General features: G+C 66.9%; 14 protein-coding genes. 5 read left to right on the plus strand and 9 right to left on the minus strand.

The window, feature by feature from the left end; all coding sequences use genetic code 11:
- Positions 1 to 15: 15 nt before the first annotated feature.
- The 8 genes from J2S76_RS10145 to J2S76_RS10180 all read right to left on the minus strand — a co-directional run bounded on the left by J2S76_RS10145 (position 16) and on the right by J2S76_RS10180 (position 8,917).
- Complete coding sequence (locus J2S76_RS10145) at positions 16 to 636, minus strand: response regulator transcription factor (protein ID WP_307060062.1); 621 nt, start codon at positions 634 to 636, stop codon at positions 16 to 18.
- Positions 633 to 2,225 (minus strand): sensor histidine kinase, encoded by a 1,593-nt coding sequence (locus tag J2S76_RS10150; protein ID WP_307060064.1) that lies wholly within the window; start codon positions 2,223 to 2,225, stop codon positions 633 to 635. Before J2S76_RS10150 ends, J2S76_RS10145 begins: the two co-directional genes overlap by 4 nt.
- Positions 2,226 to 2,426: 201 nt before the next feature.
- On the minus strand, positions 2,427 to 3,071 hold the full coding sequence (locus tag J2S76_RS10155) for a dihydroxyacetone kinase family protein (protein ID WP_307060066.1): 645 nt from the start codon (positions 3,069 to 3,071) through the stop codon (positions 2,427 to 2,429).
- 9 nt (positions 3,072 to 3,080) lie between these two features.
- On the minus strand, positions 3,081 to 4,082 hold the full coding sequence (locus tag J2S76_RS10160; protein ID WP_307060068.1) for a dihydroxyacetone kinase subunit DhaK: 1,002 nt from the start codon (positions 4,080 to 4,082) through the stop codon (positions 3,081 to 3,083).
- 35 nt (positions 4,083 to 4,117) lie between these two features.
- Positions 4,118 to 5,149 (minus strand): ABC transporter permease, encoded by a 1,032-nt coding sequence (locus J2S76_RS10165; RefSeq protein WP_307060070.1) that lies wholly within the window; start codon positions 5,147 to 5,149, stop codon positions 4,118 to 4,120.
- Complete coding sequence (locus tag J2S76_RS10170; protein ID WP_370874723.1) at positions 5,146 to 6,753, minus strand: sugar ABC transporter ATP-binding protein; 1,608 nt, start codon at positions 6,751 to 6,753, stop codon at positions 5,146 to 5,148. Before J2S76_RS10170 ends, J2S76_RS10165 begins: the two co-directional genes overlap by 4 nt.
- A 98-nt stretch (positions 6,754 to 6,851) precedes the next feature.
- Entirely contained in the window at positions 6,852 to 7,862 is a 1,011-nt protein-coding gene (locus tag J2S76_RS10175) for a substrate-binding domain-containing protein (protein ID WP_307060071.1), read from the minus strand.
- A 59-nt stretch (positions 7,863 to 7,921) separates the two neighbouring features.
- Positions 7,922 to 8,917 (minus strand): ABC transporter permease, encoded by a 996-nt coding sequence (locus tag J2S76_RS10180; protein ID WP_307060073.1) that lies wholly within the window; start codon positions 8,915 to 8,917, stop codon positions 7,922 to 7,924.
- Between the two features lie 483 nt (positions 8,918 to 9,400).
- On the opposite strand from J2S76_RS10180, the gene J2S76_RS10185 reads away from it, so the two are divergent.
- From J2S76_RS10185 to J2S76_RS10205, 5 genes are all read left to right on the plus strand, one after another.
- Positions 9,401 to 10,489 (plus strand): LacI family DNA-binding transcriptional regulator, encoded by a 1,089-nt coding sequence (locus J2S76_RS10185; protein ID WP_307060074.1) that lies wholly within the window; start codon positions 9,401 to 9,403, stop codon positions 10,487 to 10,489.
- 11 nt (positions 10,490 to 10,500) lie between these two features.
- On the plus strand, positions 10,501 to 11,190 hold the full coding sequence (locus J2S76_RS10190; RefSeq protein WP_307060076.1) for an aspartate/glutamate racemase family protein: 690 nt from the start codon (positions 10,501 to 10,503) through the stop codon (positions 11,188 to 11,190).
- Complete coding sequence (locus J2S76_RS10195; RefSeq protein WP_307060078.1) at positions 11,187 to 12,248, plus strand: aldo/keto reductase; 1,062 nt, start codon at positions 11,187 to 11,189, stop codon at positions 12,246 to 12,248. Before J2S76_RS10190 ends, J2S76_RS10195 begins: the two co-directional genes overlap by 4 nt.
- A gap of 565 nt (positions 12,249 to 12,813) precedes the next feature.
- Complete coding sequence (locus tag J2S76_RS10200; protein WP_307060080.1) at positions 12,814 to 13,845, plus strand: fatty acid desaturase; 1,032 nt, start codon at positions 12,814 to 12,816, stop codon at positions 13,843 to 13,845.
- 218 nt (positions 13,846 to 14,063) lie between these two features.
- Positions 14,064 to 14,876 (plus strand): potassium channel family protein, encoded by an 813-nt coding sequence (locus tag J2S76_RS10205; RefSeq protein WP_307060223.1) that lies wholly within the window; start codon positions 14,064 to 14,066, stop codon positions 14,874 to 14,876.
- 149 nt (positions 14,877 to 15,025) lie between these two features.
- Here J2S76_RS10205 and J2S76_RS10210 read toward each other — a convergent pair whose 3' ends face one another.
- A complete protein-coding gene (locus J2S76_RS10210) occupies positions 15,026 to 15,631 on the minus strand; it encodes a hypothetical protein (protein ID WP_307060082.1) in 606 nt (201 codons plus the stop codon).
- Between the last annotated feature and the right edge of the window lie 141 nt (positions 15,632 to 15,772).

Here is a 15,772-nt window from a genome sequence, read left to right on the forward strand (position 1 = left end):
GGTAGGTGTAGGCCGCTACGCTGCGGGGCCAGGGTCGGCCAGCTGGTCGGCGATTCGTACCAGGTCGGCAATCGTCTTCGCTTCGAGCTTCTGCATGATCTGGGCGCGGTGCACCTTCACCGTCGCCTCGCTCAGCTGCAGCCGGGCGGCGATCTGCTTGTTCATCAGCCCGCTGGCGATGAGCGGCATCAGCTCGCGCTCGCGCGGGGTCAGCGCCGCCTGCCGGGCGCGCAGCGCGCCGAGCTCGGCGTCGCGGGCGCGGCGGCGGCGATCGCGGGCAACGCCCTCGCGCACGGCGTCGAGCAGGTCCTGGTCGCGGAACGGCTTCAGCAGAAACTCCACCGCACCGGATTTCATCGCCGTGACCGACATCGGCACGTCGCCATGGCCGGTGATGAACACGATCGGCGTCGCGATGCCGGCGCGCGCGAGTTCGCGCTGGAATTCGAGCCCGCTCGCCCCGCGCAGCCGCACATCGAGGATGAGGCAGCCGGGAAGATCCGGGCAGCGGGCGTTCAGGAAGTCCCTCGGCGATTCATAGGCCCGCACCTCATAGCCTTCGGACGAGAGAAGGCTTTCCAGCGAGGCGAGGATGGATCGGTCATCGTCGACGACATAGACCACCGCGTCCGTCATCGGGCTTTCTCCTCCACGCCAGATCTCGCCTGCGCGTCTGCCACAGACAGGATCGCCACGGGAAGCGAGAAATGGAAGATGGCCCCGTGCGGCGTGTTCGCGCTGGTCCAGATGCTGCCGCCATGCGCCTCGACCACGGCGCGGCAGAACATCAGCCCCATGCCCATGCCGCCGGGCTTGGTGGTGACGAAGGGATCGAACAGCCGCTCGGCCACCTCGGCGGCGATGCCGGCGCCGGTGTCGGCGACGCCGACATGCACCTCGCCATGCGCCTCCTGCGACAGCCGCACCGTCACGCGGCGCGCCCGCAGCGGCGCCGCGCGCACGGCATCGACAGCGTTCTCGATGAGGTTGCGCAGGACATGGTGCAACTGCACGGCATTGCCGATGACGGGCGGCACCTCGCGCTCGCCTTCGACCGCGATCTCGACGCCGTAATGGCGGGCGTCGCGGCCCGCCTCCCCGGCCGCCCTGGCGACGATGGCCGCAAGGTCCAGCTCGGCCCGCTCGCGCGTGCCCTTGGTGAACATGGTGCGTATGCCCGCCACCACGCCATTGGCCCGGTGCCCGTCCTCGACGATCCGTCGCAGCGCCAGCTCCGCCTTGTCGATGCGCGGCTCGGCCTTGGACAGCCAGCGCAGCGCCGCGTCGGCATTGGTGACCATGCTGGCGAGCGGCTGGTTGATCTCATGGGCGATCGAGGCGGAGAGCGCCTCCATGGCGGTCAGCCGCTTCTCCCGGCTGCGCAGCTCGGCCGCCACGGTGCGGGCGAGGCGGATATGCACCAGCGTCGTCTGGGCGATCAGGACCAGCAGGATGATGCTCATCGCCAGCAGCCCGTAGATCCGCCCGGCCCACCAGCCGACGCTCAGCCGCGTGCCGCCGCCGAGATAGGAGATGAGCAGCAATTCGATGCCAAGCGAGAACAGGACGATACAGACCCAAAGGCTCAGCGCCGAGCGGCGGAGCCAGAGCAGCAGGGCGATATCAACGGCATAGAGCCCCATGGCGAGGGCGGGCACGACCTGCCACAGCAGGTTGACCTGCCGCCCGTCGCGCATCAGCGGCGGCAGTGCGTCGCGGAAATACAGCGTCGCCTCGATCAGCACGGTCGCCCCGATGCACACGCTGATCGCGACCAGCGAGGCGTTGGTCGCGATCTCGCGACGCGGGGCGAGCGCGAAGGCCAGCACGAAAAGCGGAAAGGCCAGCCGGCGCAGCAGGCCGAAGGCGGCGGTCACCTGCAGCCCCGCCTCCATGTCGAAGCCGGTGAAGACGCCCGGGAAGGTCAGCGCCCACGGCGCCAGCATCAGCGCCCCGAACAGATAGCCGGAGGCGAGGAAGAGCAGCGGAAGGTAGCGCCGCGCGCTGTAGAGCGCGAAGAGGAGCGCGGCCGTCATCGCCTCCAGCACGAAGGTGGCGGCGGCATAGGCCGGCACAAGAATTTCCGTATTGTGGGTGGGCAGGCGCGCAAAGGGCATCGTCGCGACGAACAGGGCGACCAGCGCGAGCGACAGGCCGCCCGCCACGGCGAGCTGCGGGCGGGTGATCCGGAAGGAGGTCTCCGTCTGGTCTTCGCCGCCCGTCACTGCGGTCCCCTTTCGCCGGAGCGATGCTTCGACCGATGGATGGCCGGGCCGGAGGGTTCCCGAGTTGGTCCGCTTTGTCCACCGGCGGCAGCGGACGACCGCGCGCACGTCCGGTGAAAGCGGGTTCACCGGACGTGCTTCAGCTTCTGTTTTTACGCCATGTCGTCACGCGAACCGGGCCCCGCTTCGCGCGAAAAGGCTCTAGCCACGCCCGGCGACGAAATCGCTCATGGTCTTGACCAGCAGCACGCCGACCGTGGCGCCGGCATCCTGCAGCCCCACCGTCTTCTCCTGGAACGCCGCCGCCTTGCCATGCTGCGCCACCATGGTCTTGGTCCGCTCCAGCGCCGCGTCGGCGGTATCGGCGGCTTCCTTCAGCGCCGGCGCCAGAGCGAGGCCGGAGGACGCGGCCTGCTCCAGCGCGCCGGCCACCGGGTCCAGCACGTCGAGAATGGTCTTGTCGCCGAGCTTCGCCTTGCCGCGCTCGGCAATGCCGGTGGCGAAGGCCCGCCAGAACTGGGCAAGCTCGGCGGTGCCAATGGCCTCCACCCCCTCCAGCGCCTTGGCGCCGCGCAAAAAGCCGGTGGCGGTGAGCGTGCCCATGGTGGAGGGCGCGGTCTTGGCCATGATCGCGCCAGCGGAGCGCAGCAGCTTGGTGATCCCCGCCGCCGGCCCTTCCGCCGTCACCGTGTCGGCGGCGGCGGCGAAGGACTTCGCCATGGTGATGCCGAGATCGCTGTCACCGACCTTGCCGTCGAGCGCGATCAGGAAGTCGCGCTGTTCGGCGAACATGTCGCGCCAGCGCTGGAACAGGCCGATCAGATCATCGGCGCGGATCGCGTCCATGCGGAAACCTCAGGCCTTGATGTGGGCGAAGAACGGGGTGTTGGCCGACGCGGCGACCAGCGGGTCGAGCTCGGCGTCGAGCTTAAGCACCGAAATGGAGGCGCCGGCCATTTCCATCGCGGTGGCGAACTCGCCGATCCAGACATATTTCACCTTGGAGCCGCGCTGTTCGAACAGCTGCGACACCCGGCGGAACAGGATGTACAGCTCTTCCTTCGGCGTGCCGCCGAGGCCGTTGACCAGCACCGCGAACTCGTCGCCGCTGCCGGCGGGAAGCTCGGCGAAGATGCGCTCCATCATCTCGTCGACCACGGCATCCGCCGCGGCAAGCTTGGTGCGGCCAATGCCCGGCTCGCCATGGATGCCCATGCCGATTTCCATCTCGTCATCACCGACCGAGAAGGTGGCGTGGCCGATCTCCGGCACGACGCAGCTCGACAGGGCGACGCCGATGGTCCGCACATTGAGGCGGGCCTTGTCGGCAAGCCGCGTCACCTCGTCGAGCGAGAGCATGTTGGCGGCGGCCGCGCCCGCCACCTTGTAGACGAAGAAGATGCCGGCGACGCCGCGCCTTTTGTGCTCCTCGCCGACGACGGAGGAGGCGACATCGTCATTGCCGACGACCTGCTTCACCGTGATGCCGTCAATGTCGGCCAGCTCGGCGGCCATGTCGAAATTGATGATGTCGCCGGAATAGTTGCCATAGATGTAGAGCACGCCGGCGCCCTGATCGATGTATTTGGTGACCTCGTGCATCTGGTCAGCGCTGGGGGACTGGAACACGCCGCCCACCGCGCAGCCGTCGAGCATGTTGTCGCCGACATAGCCGAGGAACAGCGGCAAATGGCCCGAGCCGCCGCCGGTGGCGATGCCCACCTTGCCCGGCTTGCGCGTGGCGACGACGAGGCAGCGCTTGTCGTCATTCACATAGGTCACCTGCGGATGCGCCCGGTAGATGCCGTCCAGCATCTCGTCGACGAAATGCGCGGGATCGTTGAGAAACTTCTTCATGTCGGTCCTCGTGAGCTCAAATCGGGCGGTCTGTTTCAGTTTTTCTTCTGGCTGAACACGAAGAAGCCGGCGGCCATCAGAATGAAGCCGCCCACCACCACGCGCTGCCAGGTGGAGGGAATGCCGACCATGACCAGCACGCTGTTCACCACCACCACCAGCAGCACGCCCAGCAGCGTGCCGAGCACGCTGCCGGTGCCGCCGGTGATGCGCGCGCCGCCCAGCACCACAGCGGCGATGACGTTGATCTCGCTGCCCACCAGGTCGAACGGGTTGGCCTGCCGGTTGGCGCAGGTGTGGATGATGCCGGCCAGGCCCGCGAGGCCGCCGGCATAGGCGAACAGGAAGATGTGGATGGTCCGCAGATTGTAGCCGAGCCGCTCGGCCACGCTGGCATTGCCGCCCACCGCGAAGATGGCGCGGCCCATCAGCGTGCGGTTCAGCATCCACCAGGTGATCAGCGCCGCAATCGGCAGCACCAGGAAATAGAATGGCAGGGTGATGGTGCGCCCGTCGGCGGCATCGAATTGCAGCAGCGGCATGCGGCCGAACGCGCCCATCTGCGGCGGCAGCGACATGATCCACACCGTGCCGATAAAGGCGAGCAGGATGCCGCGAAACAGATATTGCGTGCCGATGGTCACGATCAGCGAGGGCACGCGCAGATAATGCACCAGCAGTCCGTTGATCACGCCCAGCCCCGCACCGCCGAGCACCGCCGCCAGCACGATCAGCGCCATCGGCGCGTCGGGGAAGTGGTTCTTCACCAGCAGCGTGAGCGAATACATGGTGAAGGCGGCGATGGCGGTGAACGAGACGTCGATGCCGCCGGCCGCCAGGATGATGAACACGCCGAGCGCGAACAGCCCCATCACCACGCTGGAGCGCCCGATGTCGATCAGCGAGGAGGGTTGCAGGAACGCCGGGTTGGCGATCGCCACCGCGACGCAGATTCCGACCAGCAATATGAAGGTGATCACCTCCGGCCGCCGCCGCACCAGCTCCAAAAACGGGTTGGTGCGGGCGACGGGAAGCTCGGCGCTGTCGATCGGGTGCGTGGTGCTCATTGAATCGTCTCCGGCGGGGCGGAAGGCTGCGGCCGGGAGGCAAGCATGGCCTGGTAAAGCTGGTCTTCGGTCGCCGCGCTGGCCTCATATTCGGCGACGATGCGGCCACTGTTCATGACCAGGATGCGGTCGCAGTTCTGCAGCAGTTCCGGCAGGTCGTCGCTGACGATGACAAGGCCCATGCCGGCCTCGGCAAGCTGCTGGATCACCTTGTAGATCGTGTCCTTCGACCCGACATCGACGCCGACGGTCGGCCCGTGCAGGACGAGGAGCTTGGGCAGGATCGACAGCCAGCGGCCGATCAGCACCCGCTGCTGGTTGCCGCCGGAGAGCGCCCCGACCGGCAGGTCGATATTGCCGGTGTTGAGCCGCATGTCCTGCGAAATCTTGTCCGCCAGCGCGCGGCCCTTGGCCCGGTCGACAATGCCCACCGCATTGGCGAGATCGCTCACCACAAGGGCGATCTCGTTCTCAAAGATCGACTTGTCGAGGAACAGCCCCTCCCCCAGCCGGTCTTCCGGGACATAGCCGATGCCGAGGCGGATCGCCTGCGAGGGATGGCCGATGCGCTGCACCTTGCCATCGATGCGGATGCGCCCTTCGGCCGCCGGGGTGACGCCGGCGATCGCGGTGGCAAGCTCGTTGCGGCCGGAATCGGCAAGGCCGGTAATGCCGAGGATCTCGCCGCGCCGCAGGCTGAAGCTCACCCGGGCAAGGCTCGGCGGTAGCGACAGCCCGTCCGCCGCGAACAACTCCTCCGCCATCGGCGCACCGGTGCGGTAGCGCGCGCCGTCAATGTGCCGGCCGGTCATCATCTCGGTGAGCTGGTGCTTGGTGTAGTTGGCCAGCGGCCCCTGCCCCACGCACTGCCCGTCGCGGAACACGATGGCGTGGCCGCCGATGCGGTAGCACTCATCCAGCTTGTGGGTGACGAACAGCACCGCGACATTCTCCGAGCGGAGCCGCTCGACCACCGCGATCAGATTGTCGACCTCGCGCCGGGTGAGCGAGGTGGTCGGCTCGTCCATGATCACCATCTTCGCCTTGGTGGCGATGGCGCGGGCGATGGCGACGAGCTGGCGCTGCGCCAGCGGCAGGTCGGAAACGATGGCGGAGAGATAGGCCGGCGCCGTCGGCAGCCCGACCACCTCAAGCGCCGCCTCGGCGGTGCGCCGCAGCCGGCCACGGTCGAACAGCCGCGCGAGCCGGCCGCCATGGGCGACCAGCTGCTCGTTGAGCGCGACATTTTCGGCGACGGTGAGGTTCGGCAGCAGCGACAGGTCCTGGTAGACGGTCTCGATGCCGGCGGCGAGCGACTGGATCGGGGTCAGCGCGCGGAAGCTGCGCCCCTCCAGCACGATCTCGCCCTCGTCCGGGGCATGGGCGCCGGACATGATCTTGATGACGGTGCTCTTGCCGCAGCCATTCTCGCCGAGCAGATGATAGGCCTCGCCGGGTTGAATCGTGAAGCCGACGCCGCGCAGCGCATGGACGCCGCCGAAACGCTTGTGAATGCCGCGCAGTTCGAGGAACGCGCGGGAAGCGGTGTCCCGGGATACCGGATCTTGTGACACTGAGCCGTTGGACACTTGGCCTTGGGACACTTGCGACCCCTTCGTCGATTGGCGGCGCGGCGGGACGGCGCGTGGGAGAGCCTCCGGAGACGCGCGCGGCGCCTCCGGAAGCCTGGGTTTTCAACGGATCAGAAGAGGTATTCCTTGTAGTTCGCCTTGTCGGCGAGGACCATGCCGTTGCCGATGATCAGCACGCCGACGCCCGGCCCCTTGGTGACCTTCACCTTCTCATAGCCCGGCACGCCGAGATTGGCGCCGTCCTCGATCTTCTTGCCGGCGATCAGGCTCTTGGCGACCGAATTCATCGCCATGCCGGCCTTCTGCGGGTCCCAGAAGCCGATGGCGGTGATGGCGCCTGACTCCAGCAGGTCCTGCGAGGGGTTCGGCAGGCCGGTGCCGACCAGGCACACCTTGCCCGAGAGGCCCGCCTCGTCGATGGCGCGGCCGACGCCGAGCACGTCATTGCCGGCCGAGGTCTGGAATCCCTTGATATCCGGGTGCTTGCGCAGGATTTCCTTGGCCTTCTCATAGGTGGCGTTGGCGTCGTCGAACGACTCATTGTTCGCGTCGACCAGCACCATCTCCGGGTGGCTCTTGGCATTGGCCTCGCCGGCGCCGACCCACTGCATGTGGGTGCGGCTGCCGAGCGAGCCGACGAACGTCGTCCACTTGCCCTTGCCGCCCATGCACTGGGCGAGGCGCTCATTCAGCGCCTTGCCGTAATCGGCATTGTCGAAGGCCTCGACATCGGCATGGGTGTTCTTCTGGTTGTCGGCCTCATGGGTCACGACGATGATGCCGCGATCCATGGCGCGCTTCAGCGTGCCTTCGAGCACGGACGGGTCCATCGGCACCACGGCGAGGCCGTTTACGCCCTTGGCGACGAGATCGGTGACGATCTGCAGCTGCTGGGCGGCATCGGCGGTGGCCGGGCCGTACTGGGTGGCTACGACGTCCGGGTTTTCCTTCTGGAACAGCTTCACGCCGGTTTCCATGCGGTCGAACCACGGAATGCCGCTGATCTTGACTACGGTGGCGATGACCGGCTTGTTCTGCGCCATCAGCGCGCCGGCCGAGCCTGCCACCAGCGCCACGGCCATGGCCGAGCCGAGCAGCATCTTCTTGGAAAGAGCTCCCATAGTTTCCTCCATTTTTGTTGCTTCCCTCATGGCGAGTTTCGATGCGTGAGGGGATCGCATCACACGAGCCGTTTGCTCTTGTTGGGCGTCAGGAAGCCGACCACGTTGTAGCGGCCGACCGCCAGGAAGGTCAGAAGCAGCGCGCCCCAGGCGAAGTCGCGGACGAAATTCGAAAGCCCGCCGAAATTCAGCATGCTGGACATCAGCTGCAGGGCGATGGTCGCCAGCACCACGCAGATCACCCGGCCATAGCCGCCCTCGGGGCGCACGCCGGCCATGACCGCGATGAGGATGGCGATCAAGAGGTAAGAGGTGCCGTAGTCCCACTTCACGTTGACGTTGCGGGAGGCGATGATGATGCCGGCAAGGCCGGAGAGCAGGCCGCTGGTCGCATAGGTGGCGATCAGCACGCGCGTCCTGGGGAAGCCGGCATAGAGCGCCGCCTTGGGGTTCGTCCCCATCAGCATCAGCCACAGCCCGAAGGGCGTGAACTTCAGCAGCGCGGCGATGAAGGCGGCGACGCCGATAAAGATGAGGAAGCTGATCGGCACGCCGAGAAACAGGCCATTGCCGATCTCCGACAGCAGGTCCGGCGTCCCGACCGCCACCGCCCGCCCGTCCGAGGCAACGACCGCGAGGCCGGTGAACAGCATCTGCGTGCCGAGCGTGCAGAGAATGGGAGTGATGTTCAGCCGGCTGATCAGCAGCCCGTTGAAGGTGCCGCCGAGAAGGCCGACCAGCAGCGCGCCGACGATGAAGGCGACCGAATAGGCCGCCTGCTGGTCCGTGCTCGACAGGAACGAGCCCACGACCACCGCCGAGACGACGCCGGAAAGATTGGCGAGGGCAATGCCCGAGAGGTCGATGCCGCCATTGCCGGCGCACATGGCCAGCATCACGCCGATGGCGAGGAAGCCGATCTCCGGCAGCTGGCCGGCCATGGACTGGAGGTTGAAAGGCGAAAGGAAGGCGCCGCCTGATATGGCCGCTCCCAACGCCAGCACCGCCACATTGATGGCGATGAGCATGACCAGCTGTCCGCCGGTGGCTCGCATGGTCTCCTCCCGGAGTCGCACTGGCATTTTTAGTAAACTATGACCAGCTTCACTAAATTCGTAGCAAAGGCTTTTGCCCGGCGCAAGCGGCCTGCGGCGCGGCTGCGACACCGTTTTTCCGCAGGCCCGGAACCTGCCGAAAAGCGCGGCGGGATGAAAAAAGCAGCAGCATCCGGCGCTGTCACCGGCGGGCGCGCTGGATGAAAGGCCGGATGCAAAATCCTTATGGGACAGCCCTTCTTACGCATTTTCCGCCCCTCGCCTCTCCACCGAGCGGGCGATCGACATCGCCCGCTCGCCGGCCGAGACGCGCGCCGATTCCGGACAGGTGGGCCGGCCGATGCGGGCGTGCCGCACCATTCTTGCAAGACGGTTGCAAGGTCGAGATTTTTGGCTTAACGCTCAAAAAGGCACCCGAATGTTTACTAAACAAAATCTGCATCACATGTGCATCACGGGTTCCACGAGGACGCGCAGCCGGACATGAAAGCCAAGACGTCTTTCACCATTCGGGACATAGCCGGGGCGGCGGGCGTCTCGCCGGCCACGGTCTCGCTCGTGCTAAACGGCAAGGGGGAAATTTCCGGCCTCACCCGCGCCCGGGTTCTGGAAGCCGCCGCGCGGCTCAACTATGTCCCCCGCCTCGCCAAGCCGCGGGCCGACGCCACCGGCACCATCCGCTTCCTCAAGATCGCCAAGCACGGCCACACGGTGAACCGCGACCACAGCGTGTTTGTGTCGGACTACATTGACGGCATGTCGGCCGAAGCGACCCGGCGCGGTTATGCGCTTGAAGTGGTGAGCCATGAGGGACAGAGCATGACGGCGGTCGCCGACATGATCGCGGTCGCCCCGGTCAGCGGCATCATCGCGCTCGGCACGGAAATGTCGGAATCCGACATTCGCATCCTGCAGGGCGTCGGCCGGCCGATCGTGTTCATCGATACCTTCTACGACGTGGTGGAAGCTAATTTCGTCAATATGAACAATGAGGACGCGGTTTATCAGGTGATGGCGCGGCTGCGTCAGCAGGGGTTCGAGCGCATCGGCTTCGTGGCGAGCCATGTCGAGACCACGAACTTCCATCTCCGCCAGCACGCCTTCCACCGCAACGCCGCGCGGCTGGGGCTGACGATCGACCCCGCCCATATCCTCTCCGTCGAATCCACCTTCGACGGCGCCCATGTCGACACCGTCAAGGCGCTGAGCGAGGGGCTGGCGCTGGCGGACGCCTATTTCTGCACCAATGACGTCATCGCCTATGGCTTCATCAAGGCGCTGCGCGAATTCGGCATTCGCATCCCGGAGGATGTGGGCGTGATCGGCTTCGACAATCTCCCGCTCGGCGCCACCATGGAGCCGGCGCTGACCACCATCGACGTCTCGAAGCGCAAGATCGGCAACCTGGCCGTCACTGTTCTCGATGACCTCATCAACGCCGCCGAGCCGCAGCGGCCGGTGAAGATCCTGGTCGGCGCCAGCCTCGTCACCCGGGCCAGCGACCGTGGCCCGGCCGATCCCCGCCCCGCCCCGCGCGCGGTCCGCCGCCGCGGCGTCGCCCAGACCGCGTGAGGAGACGATCCATGCCCCGGCTCGCGCTGATCCACACCGTTCCCGCGCTCGTTCCGCGCTTCGGGCCTCTGGTCGAGGACGCGCTGCCGGGGTGGAGCTTCACCCATTCGGTCGATGAGAGCCTGCTTGCCGAGACGATCCGCGAGGGCCGCCTCACCGAGGCGACGCGGGCGCGCCTCGCCGCCGGGGTGCGGGAAGCTGCCGCCGGGGCCGATGCGGTGCTCGTCACCTGCTCGACCCTGGGTGAGGCGGTGGATGCCCTGCGCCCCTCGACCCCGGTGCCGCTGTTCCGCATCGATCGCGGCATGGTTGAGGAAGCGGTGCGGCGTGCCCGCCGCATCGGCGTGCTGGCGACCCTGTCCACCACGCTGGAGCCGACCGGCCGGCTGGTCGACGCGACGGCCGCCGCGACGGGGCGCGAGATCACCATGGTCGCCCGGCTCTGCGAGGGCGCCTTTGCCGCGCTCGCCGCCGGGGACCGCGACGGCCATGATCGGCTGGTGCGCCAGGCCTTCGAGGAAGTGGCGCCGCAGGTCGATGTCGTGGTGCTGGCACAGGCCTCGATGGCCGACGCGCTGCCGGCTTCCGTGCGCGCGGCCGGCGCCGTGCTCACCAGTCCTGAGCTCGGGATCGCCGCCGTCGCGGCTGAACTGACAGGTCGCGCCCATGCGACCGCATTGTCCGGGAGACGCCCCTCATGAAATACCGCACGCTCGGCCGCTCCGGCCTGAAGGTCTCCGCCCTCAGCATGGGAACCTTCTCCTTTGGCGGGGTCGGCGACTTCGCCAAGGTCGCCACGCACGGCGTCACCGAGGCCCGCCGCCTCGTCGATACCTGCCTCGATGGCGGCATCAATGTCATCGACACCGCCAACATGTATTCCTTCGGCCGTTCCGAGGAGATCGTCGGCGAGGTGCTGGAAGGGCGGCGCGAGCGCGTGCTGATCTCGTCCAAGGCGCGCATGCGGATCGGCGACGGGCCCAATGACGAGGGCGTGTCGCGCTACCATCTCGTGCGCGAATGCGAGCGCAGCCTGAAGCGGCTGCGCACCGACCATATCGACATCTATTTCCTGCATGAATGGGACGGCGTGACGCCGCTCGACGAGACGCTTTCGGCGCTGGATTCGCTGATGCGCCAGGGCAAGATCCGCTATATCGGCTGCTCGAACTATTCCGGCTGGCACATCATGAAGGCGCTCGGCATCGCCGAGACCCACCACCTGCCGCGTTTCGTGACCCAGCAGATTCACTACACGCTGGAGGCCCGGGAGGCGGAGTACGAACTTCTCCCCATCGCGGTGGACCAGGGTGTCGGCGTCATGGTTTGGAGCCCGCTTGCCGCCGGCCTGCTGTCGGGACGGTTCGGCCGCGACAAATTCCCGGCCGATTCACGCCAGGCCGCCGGCTGGACCGAGCCGCCGATCCGCGACAGCGAGCGCCTGTGGCGGATCGTCGACGTGCTGAACGATATCGCCGCCACGCGCGGGGTCACGGCGGCGCAGATCTCCATCGCCTGGACGCTCTCCCGCCCCGGCATCGCCTCGCTGGTGGTCGGCGGCACCGAGGAGGCCCATTTCCGCGACAACATTGCGGCGGTCGACATCACGCTCACTGCCGAGGAACTGGACCGGCTGAACCAGGTCAGCCGGCCGCCCTATCTCTACCCCTACTGGCACCAGCACAATTTCGCCCGTGATCGTTTTTGCGAGGGCGACTGGGCCTTGCACGCCGGCTATGAGGACCTCGGCAAGGTCTAGGCGCAGAAGCTGTCGATCTGGACGGAGATGTGTTCACCGTCTCCGTCCGGCCGGCTGCAACCTCGGCGAGAGCGTCGCCGTGACCAGGCATAGCCTGGCCCACACGCCAGAAATCCTCGACACGTCTCCCGCCCGCACGAGCGCGAGGGCGGACAGCGCAATTGCCAGGCTGGCGAACGCTCTGGAAACGGAGTTTGCAACACAGACGGCCCAAGGCGAGGTCCCGTCCGATGCGAAGCGATGGCGCGCCGACGTTGATGAAACTCCCCAAGTGGGCACGGCGTGTGAATAAGCGCGGAGATCGGACCCCGGCGATAAACGTGCTAACTCCTTTATTCAGCACATAAACTCCGGAGAAAGACGGGGGCCGATCTCCGCGCAGCTTCGCGCCTCTTTTGCGCCATCGGGCAGCGGCCAGCGACAAAGTGACGGCTGCCGCGCATTTTCAACACCGTTCCGTGCTTGAATGCGAACTCCGCCGCGCCGAACGCGCGGCCTCACCCCACGAACATCGACGAGCCGCCCGGTTTACGCGCGATCGAGGTGCGTAGAGACGGAGATGCAGATGTTGATGGCAGGTGAAAGCGCGCTCGCCAAGGCCGATGCGAGAAGCTGGGCGCGCCGGCTGAACGACTACCGCCAGCCCGATCCGCGCCGCAGCGTCCGCGAACTTCTCATAACCGCCGTGCCCTTTGCCCTTGCCTGGGCCGCGATGCTTGCCGCGCTCAAGCTGGACCAGGTCTGGCTCTACGCACTCCTCATCCTCCCGGCGGCGGGGCTGCTGGTGCGCCTTTTCATGATCCAGCACGATTGCGGCCACGGCTCTTTCTTCGGCAACCGGAGCGGCAATGACTGGACCGGCCGGGTGATCGGCGTGCTGACGATGACGCCCTATGATCATTGGCGGCGCGCCCATGCGATCCACCACGCCAGCGCCGGCAATCTCGACCGCCGCGGCATTGGCGACATCGACACGTTGACGGTGGACGAATATCTGGCGCGCTCCCGCTGGGGGCGGCTGCGCTATCGCCTGTACCGGCACCCGCTGGTGATGTTCGGTATCGGCCCGATCTATGTCTTCCTGCTGGAGAGCCGCCTGCCCATCGGCTTCGCCCGCAAGGGCTGGACGCCGTGGGTAAGCACCATGACGACCAATCTGGGCATCGCCGTCGCGGCGGGGCTGCTGATGTGGGCCGTTGGCATCGGGCCGTTTCTGCTGGTCCACCTGCCGATCGTCATCCTCGGCGCGGCTGCTGGCGTCTGGCTGTTCTATGTCCAGCACCAGTTCGAGGGCACGCACTGGGACGACAATGAGAACTGGGAATTCCACGAGGCGGCGCTGCACGGCTCGTCGCATTACGACCTGCCGGCCGTTCTGCGCTGGTTCAGCGCCAATATCGGCATGCATCATGTGCATCATTTGTGCGCCCGCATTCCCTATTACCGCCTGCCGGAAGTGCTGCGCGACCATCCGGAACTGCGCGATGTCGGGCGGCTGACCCTTTGGGAGAGCTTCGGCTGTGTGCGGCTGACGCTGTGGGACAACCGGCAGCGGCAGCTGATCTCCTTCCGGGAGATGCGCGCGCTCTATCAATAGCCGCCAGCGCAGCGGGTGGAGCGGTGGCATGATGCGGCTCGCCGGGCGCGGCCCGTCGCGATATCCTGCGCACCGACACCGGGGGATCCATGCCGCGCCCGACGAGCACCAGAGGAACGACGACGCCCGCGCCCGGCGACGAGGCCCCCGTTGAGAAGGCGCCCGTTGAAAAGGCGCCGGTTGACCCGCCACACGGCGCGGGGCCGACGGTGGCCGCGCTGCTGGAATCGCGCCGGCAAGAGACCATCCGTCCCGCCGAGACCGCGTCTTCCGGATGGCGCTGGAGCCTGCGCGAGCTCTATGCGGGGACGGACCGGCGGGCGACCCGCTTCCAATGGGCGGTTGCCAGCATCGACCTCGTCATCGTCGGCTTCTTCATTCTGGGCCCGGTGCTTCAGCAATGGCGGGGTTATCTGTGGATCGACTATGCCGTCGCCCTGCTGCTTGCCGCCGATCTCTCGGCGAGGGCGATCGCGTCGGTCCATCTCGGGCGCTGGCTTCGGCAGCCCGTGGTCTGGGTCGATCTGGTCGTCCTAGCCACGCTGCTCGCGCCGCTGTGGCTGGCAAATCTGGGTTTCCTGCGGATCCTGCGGCTGTGGTCGATGTCGCAGAAGGACATCTTCTGGCGCGCGCTTCGCCGACGCGGCTATGGCGAGTGGGAGGATGTCGGCCGTGCCGGCATCAACCTCGTCACCTGCCTGTTCGTCATTACCGGCTTCATCTACACGGTCTTCGCGAGCCCGGGCTCAGGCATGGAGGGGTGGATCGACGCGCTCTACTTCACCGTCGCCACCATTACGACGACGGGTTTCGGCGACATCACGCTTCCCGGTCCGGCCGGCAAGCTGACCGCGATCGTCACGATGATCGTTGGGATCTCGCTTTTCGTGCGGCTCGCCCAGGCGCTGTTCCGCCCCCATAAGGTCTCGTTCCGGTGTCCGAGCTGCGCGCTGATGCGCCATGAGCCCGATGCGGTGCATTGCAAGGCATGCGGGCAGCTGCTCACCATTCCCGACACGGGCGGAGAATGATCTAATTCTTTGTTGTATCGCGCTTTCTTCCCGCATCGCGCTCCAGCGGCCGCCCAAAGCCAAGGCCGAGGGCGCCTGGAAAGCGCGGGGCGGTTCCATTCTCATCATCAGCCACGCCACGCCAGAGCTTCGCCCGATCGGAAAGGGCTCTAGGCGATGAAATCGTCGGCCGCCGGCCGGGGGGCGGCGACGATGTCCTCAATGCGGTCGCCGGTCGGGTCCGCATGCGCCGCCTCGAACGCCGAGAGCGCGTTGCTGTCGCCTTCCGGCGGTGGAACGGCGGGGGCGTCGAAGGTGAAGAACTCCTCGCCCTCGGCGCGCGCGTCGCCGCCGATACCGGAGAAATCCAGCAGGCCGGACGATTCTTCCGCGCCGGCGGCGCCGGGTTCAAGCACGAAATCATCCGCGCCGCCGCTCGCTGGCGAGGAGGCGACGGCCGACTTCGACTCAGCGAGCTTGGTGAAGCTGAGGCTGAGCTCCTCGCTCGGCCGATTGCCGTCGTTGTCAACGCCCGCCGCGCCGCTCGACTTGTCGTCGATCCGGCCGAAATTCAGGCTGATGTTCTCCGATGGCCGGTCGTCGCCGCTGCCATTGCCCTGCGTATCGCTCGGCTTGTCGTCGATCCGGCCGAAATTGAGGCTGATATTCTCTGATGGCCGGTCGTCGCCGCCGCTCCCCATGCTGGTGACGCTGGAGGGCGCGGCCCCGGAGGCGGCGTCCTGGCCGGCAACATCGAGGCGGTCCGTCGGGCTCATAGGAGAACTCCCTTGATGAGAACGGAAGAGAGGTAGCATATAGCGGGATGGTTGCGGGAGAGGCCGGCGCGGCGGCGGGAGTGTCATCACGCCAAGGTGTTTCGTCCGCGCACCGCGTTCCGTTCACTCTCCACGAGCCGC

Origin of the sequence: Ancylobacter vacuolatus (assembly GCF_030813595.1) — a bacterium.
GTDB classification, from domain to species: domain Bacteria; phylum Pseudomonadota; class Alphaproteobacteria; order Rhizobiales; family Xanthobacteraceae; genus Ancylobacter; species Ancylobacter vacuolatus.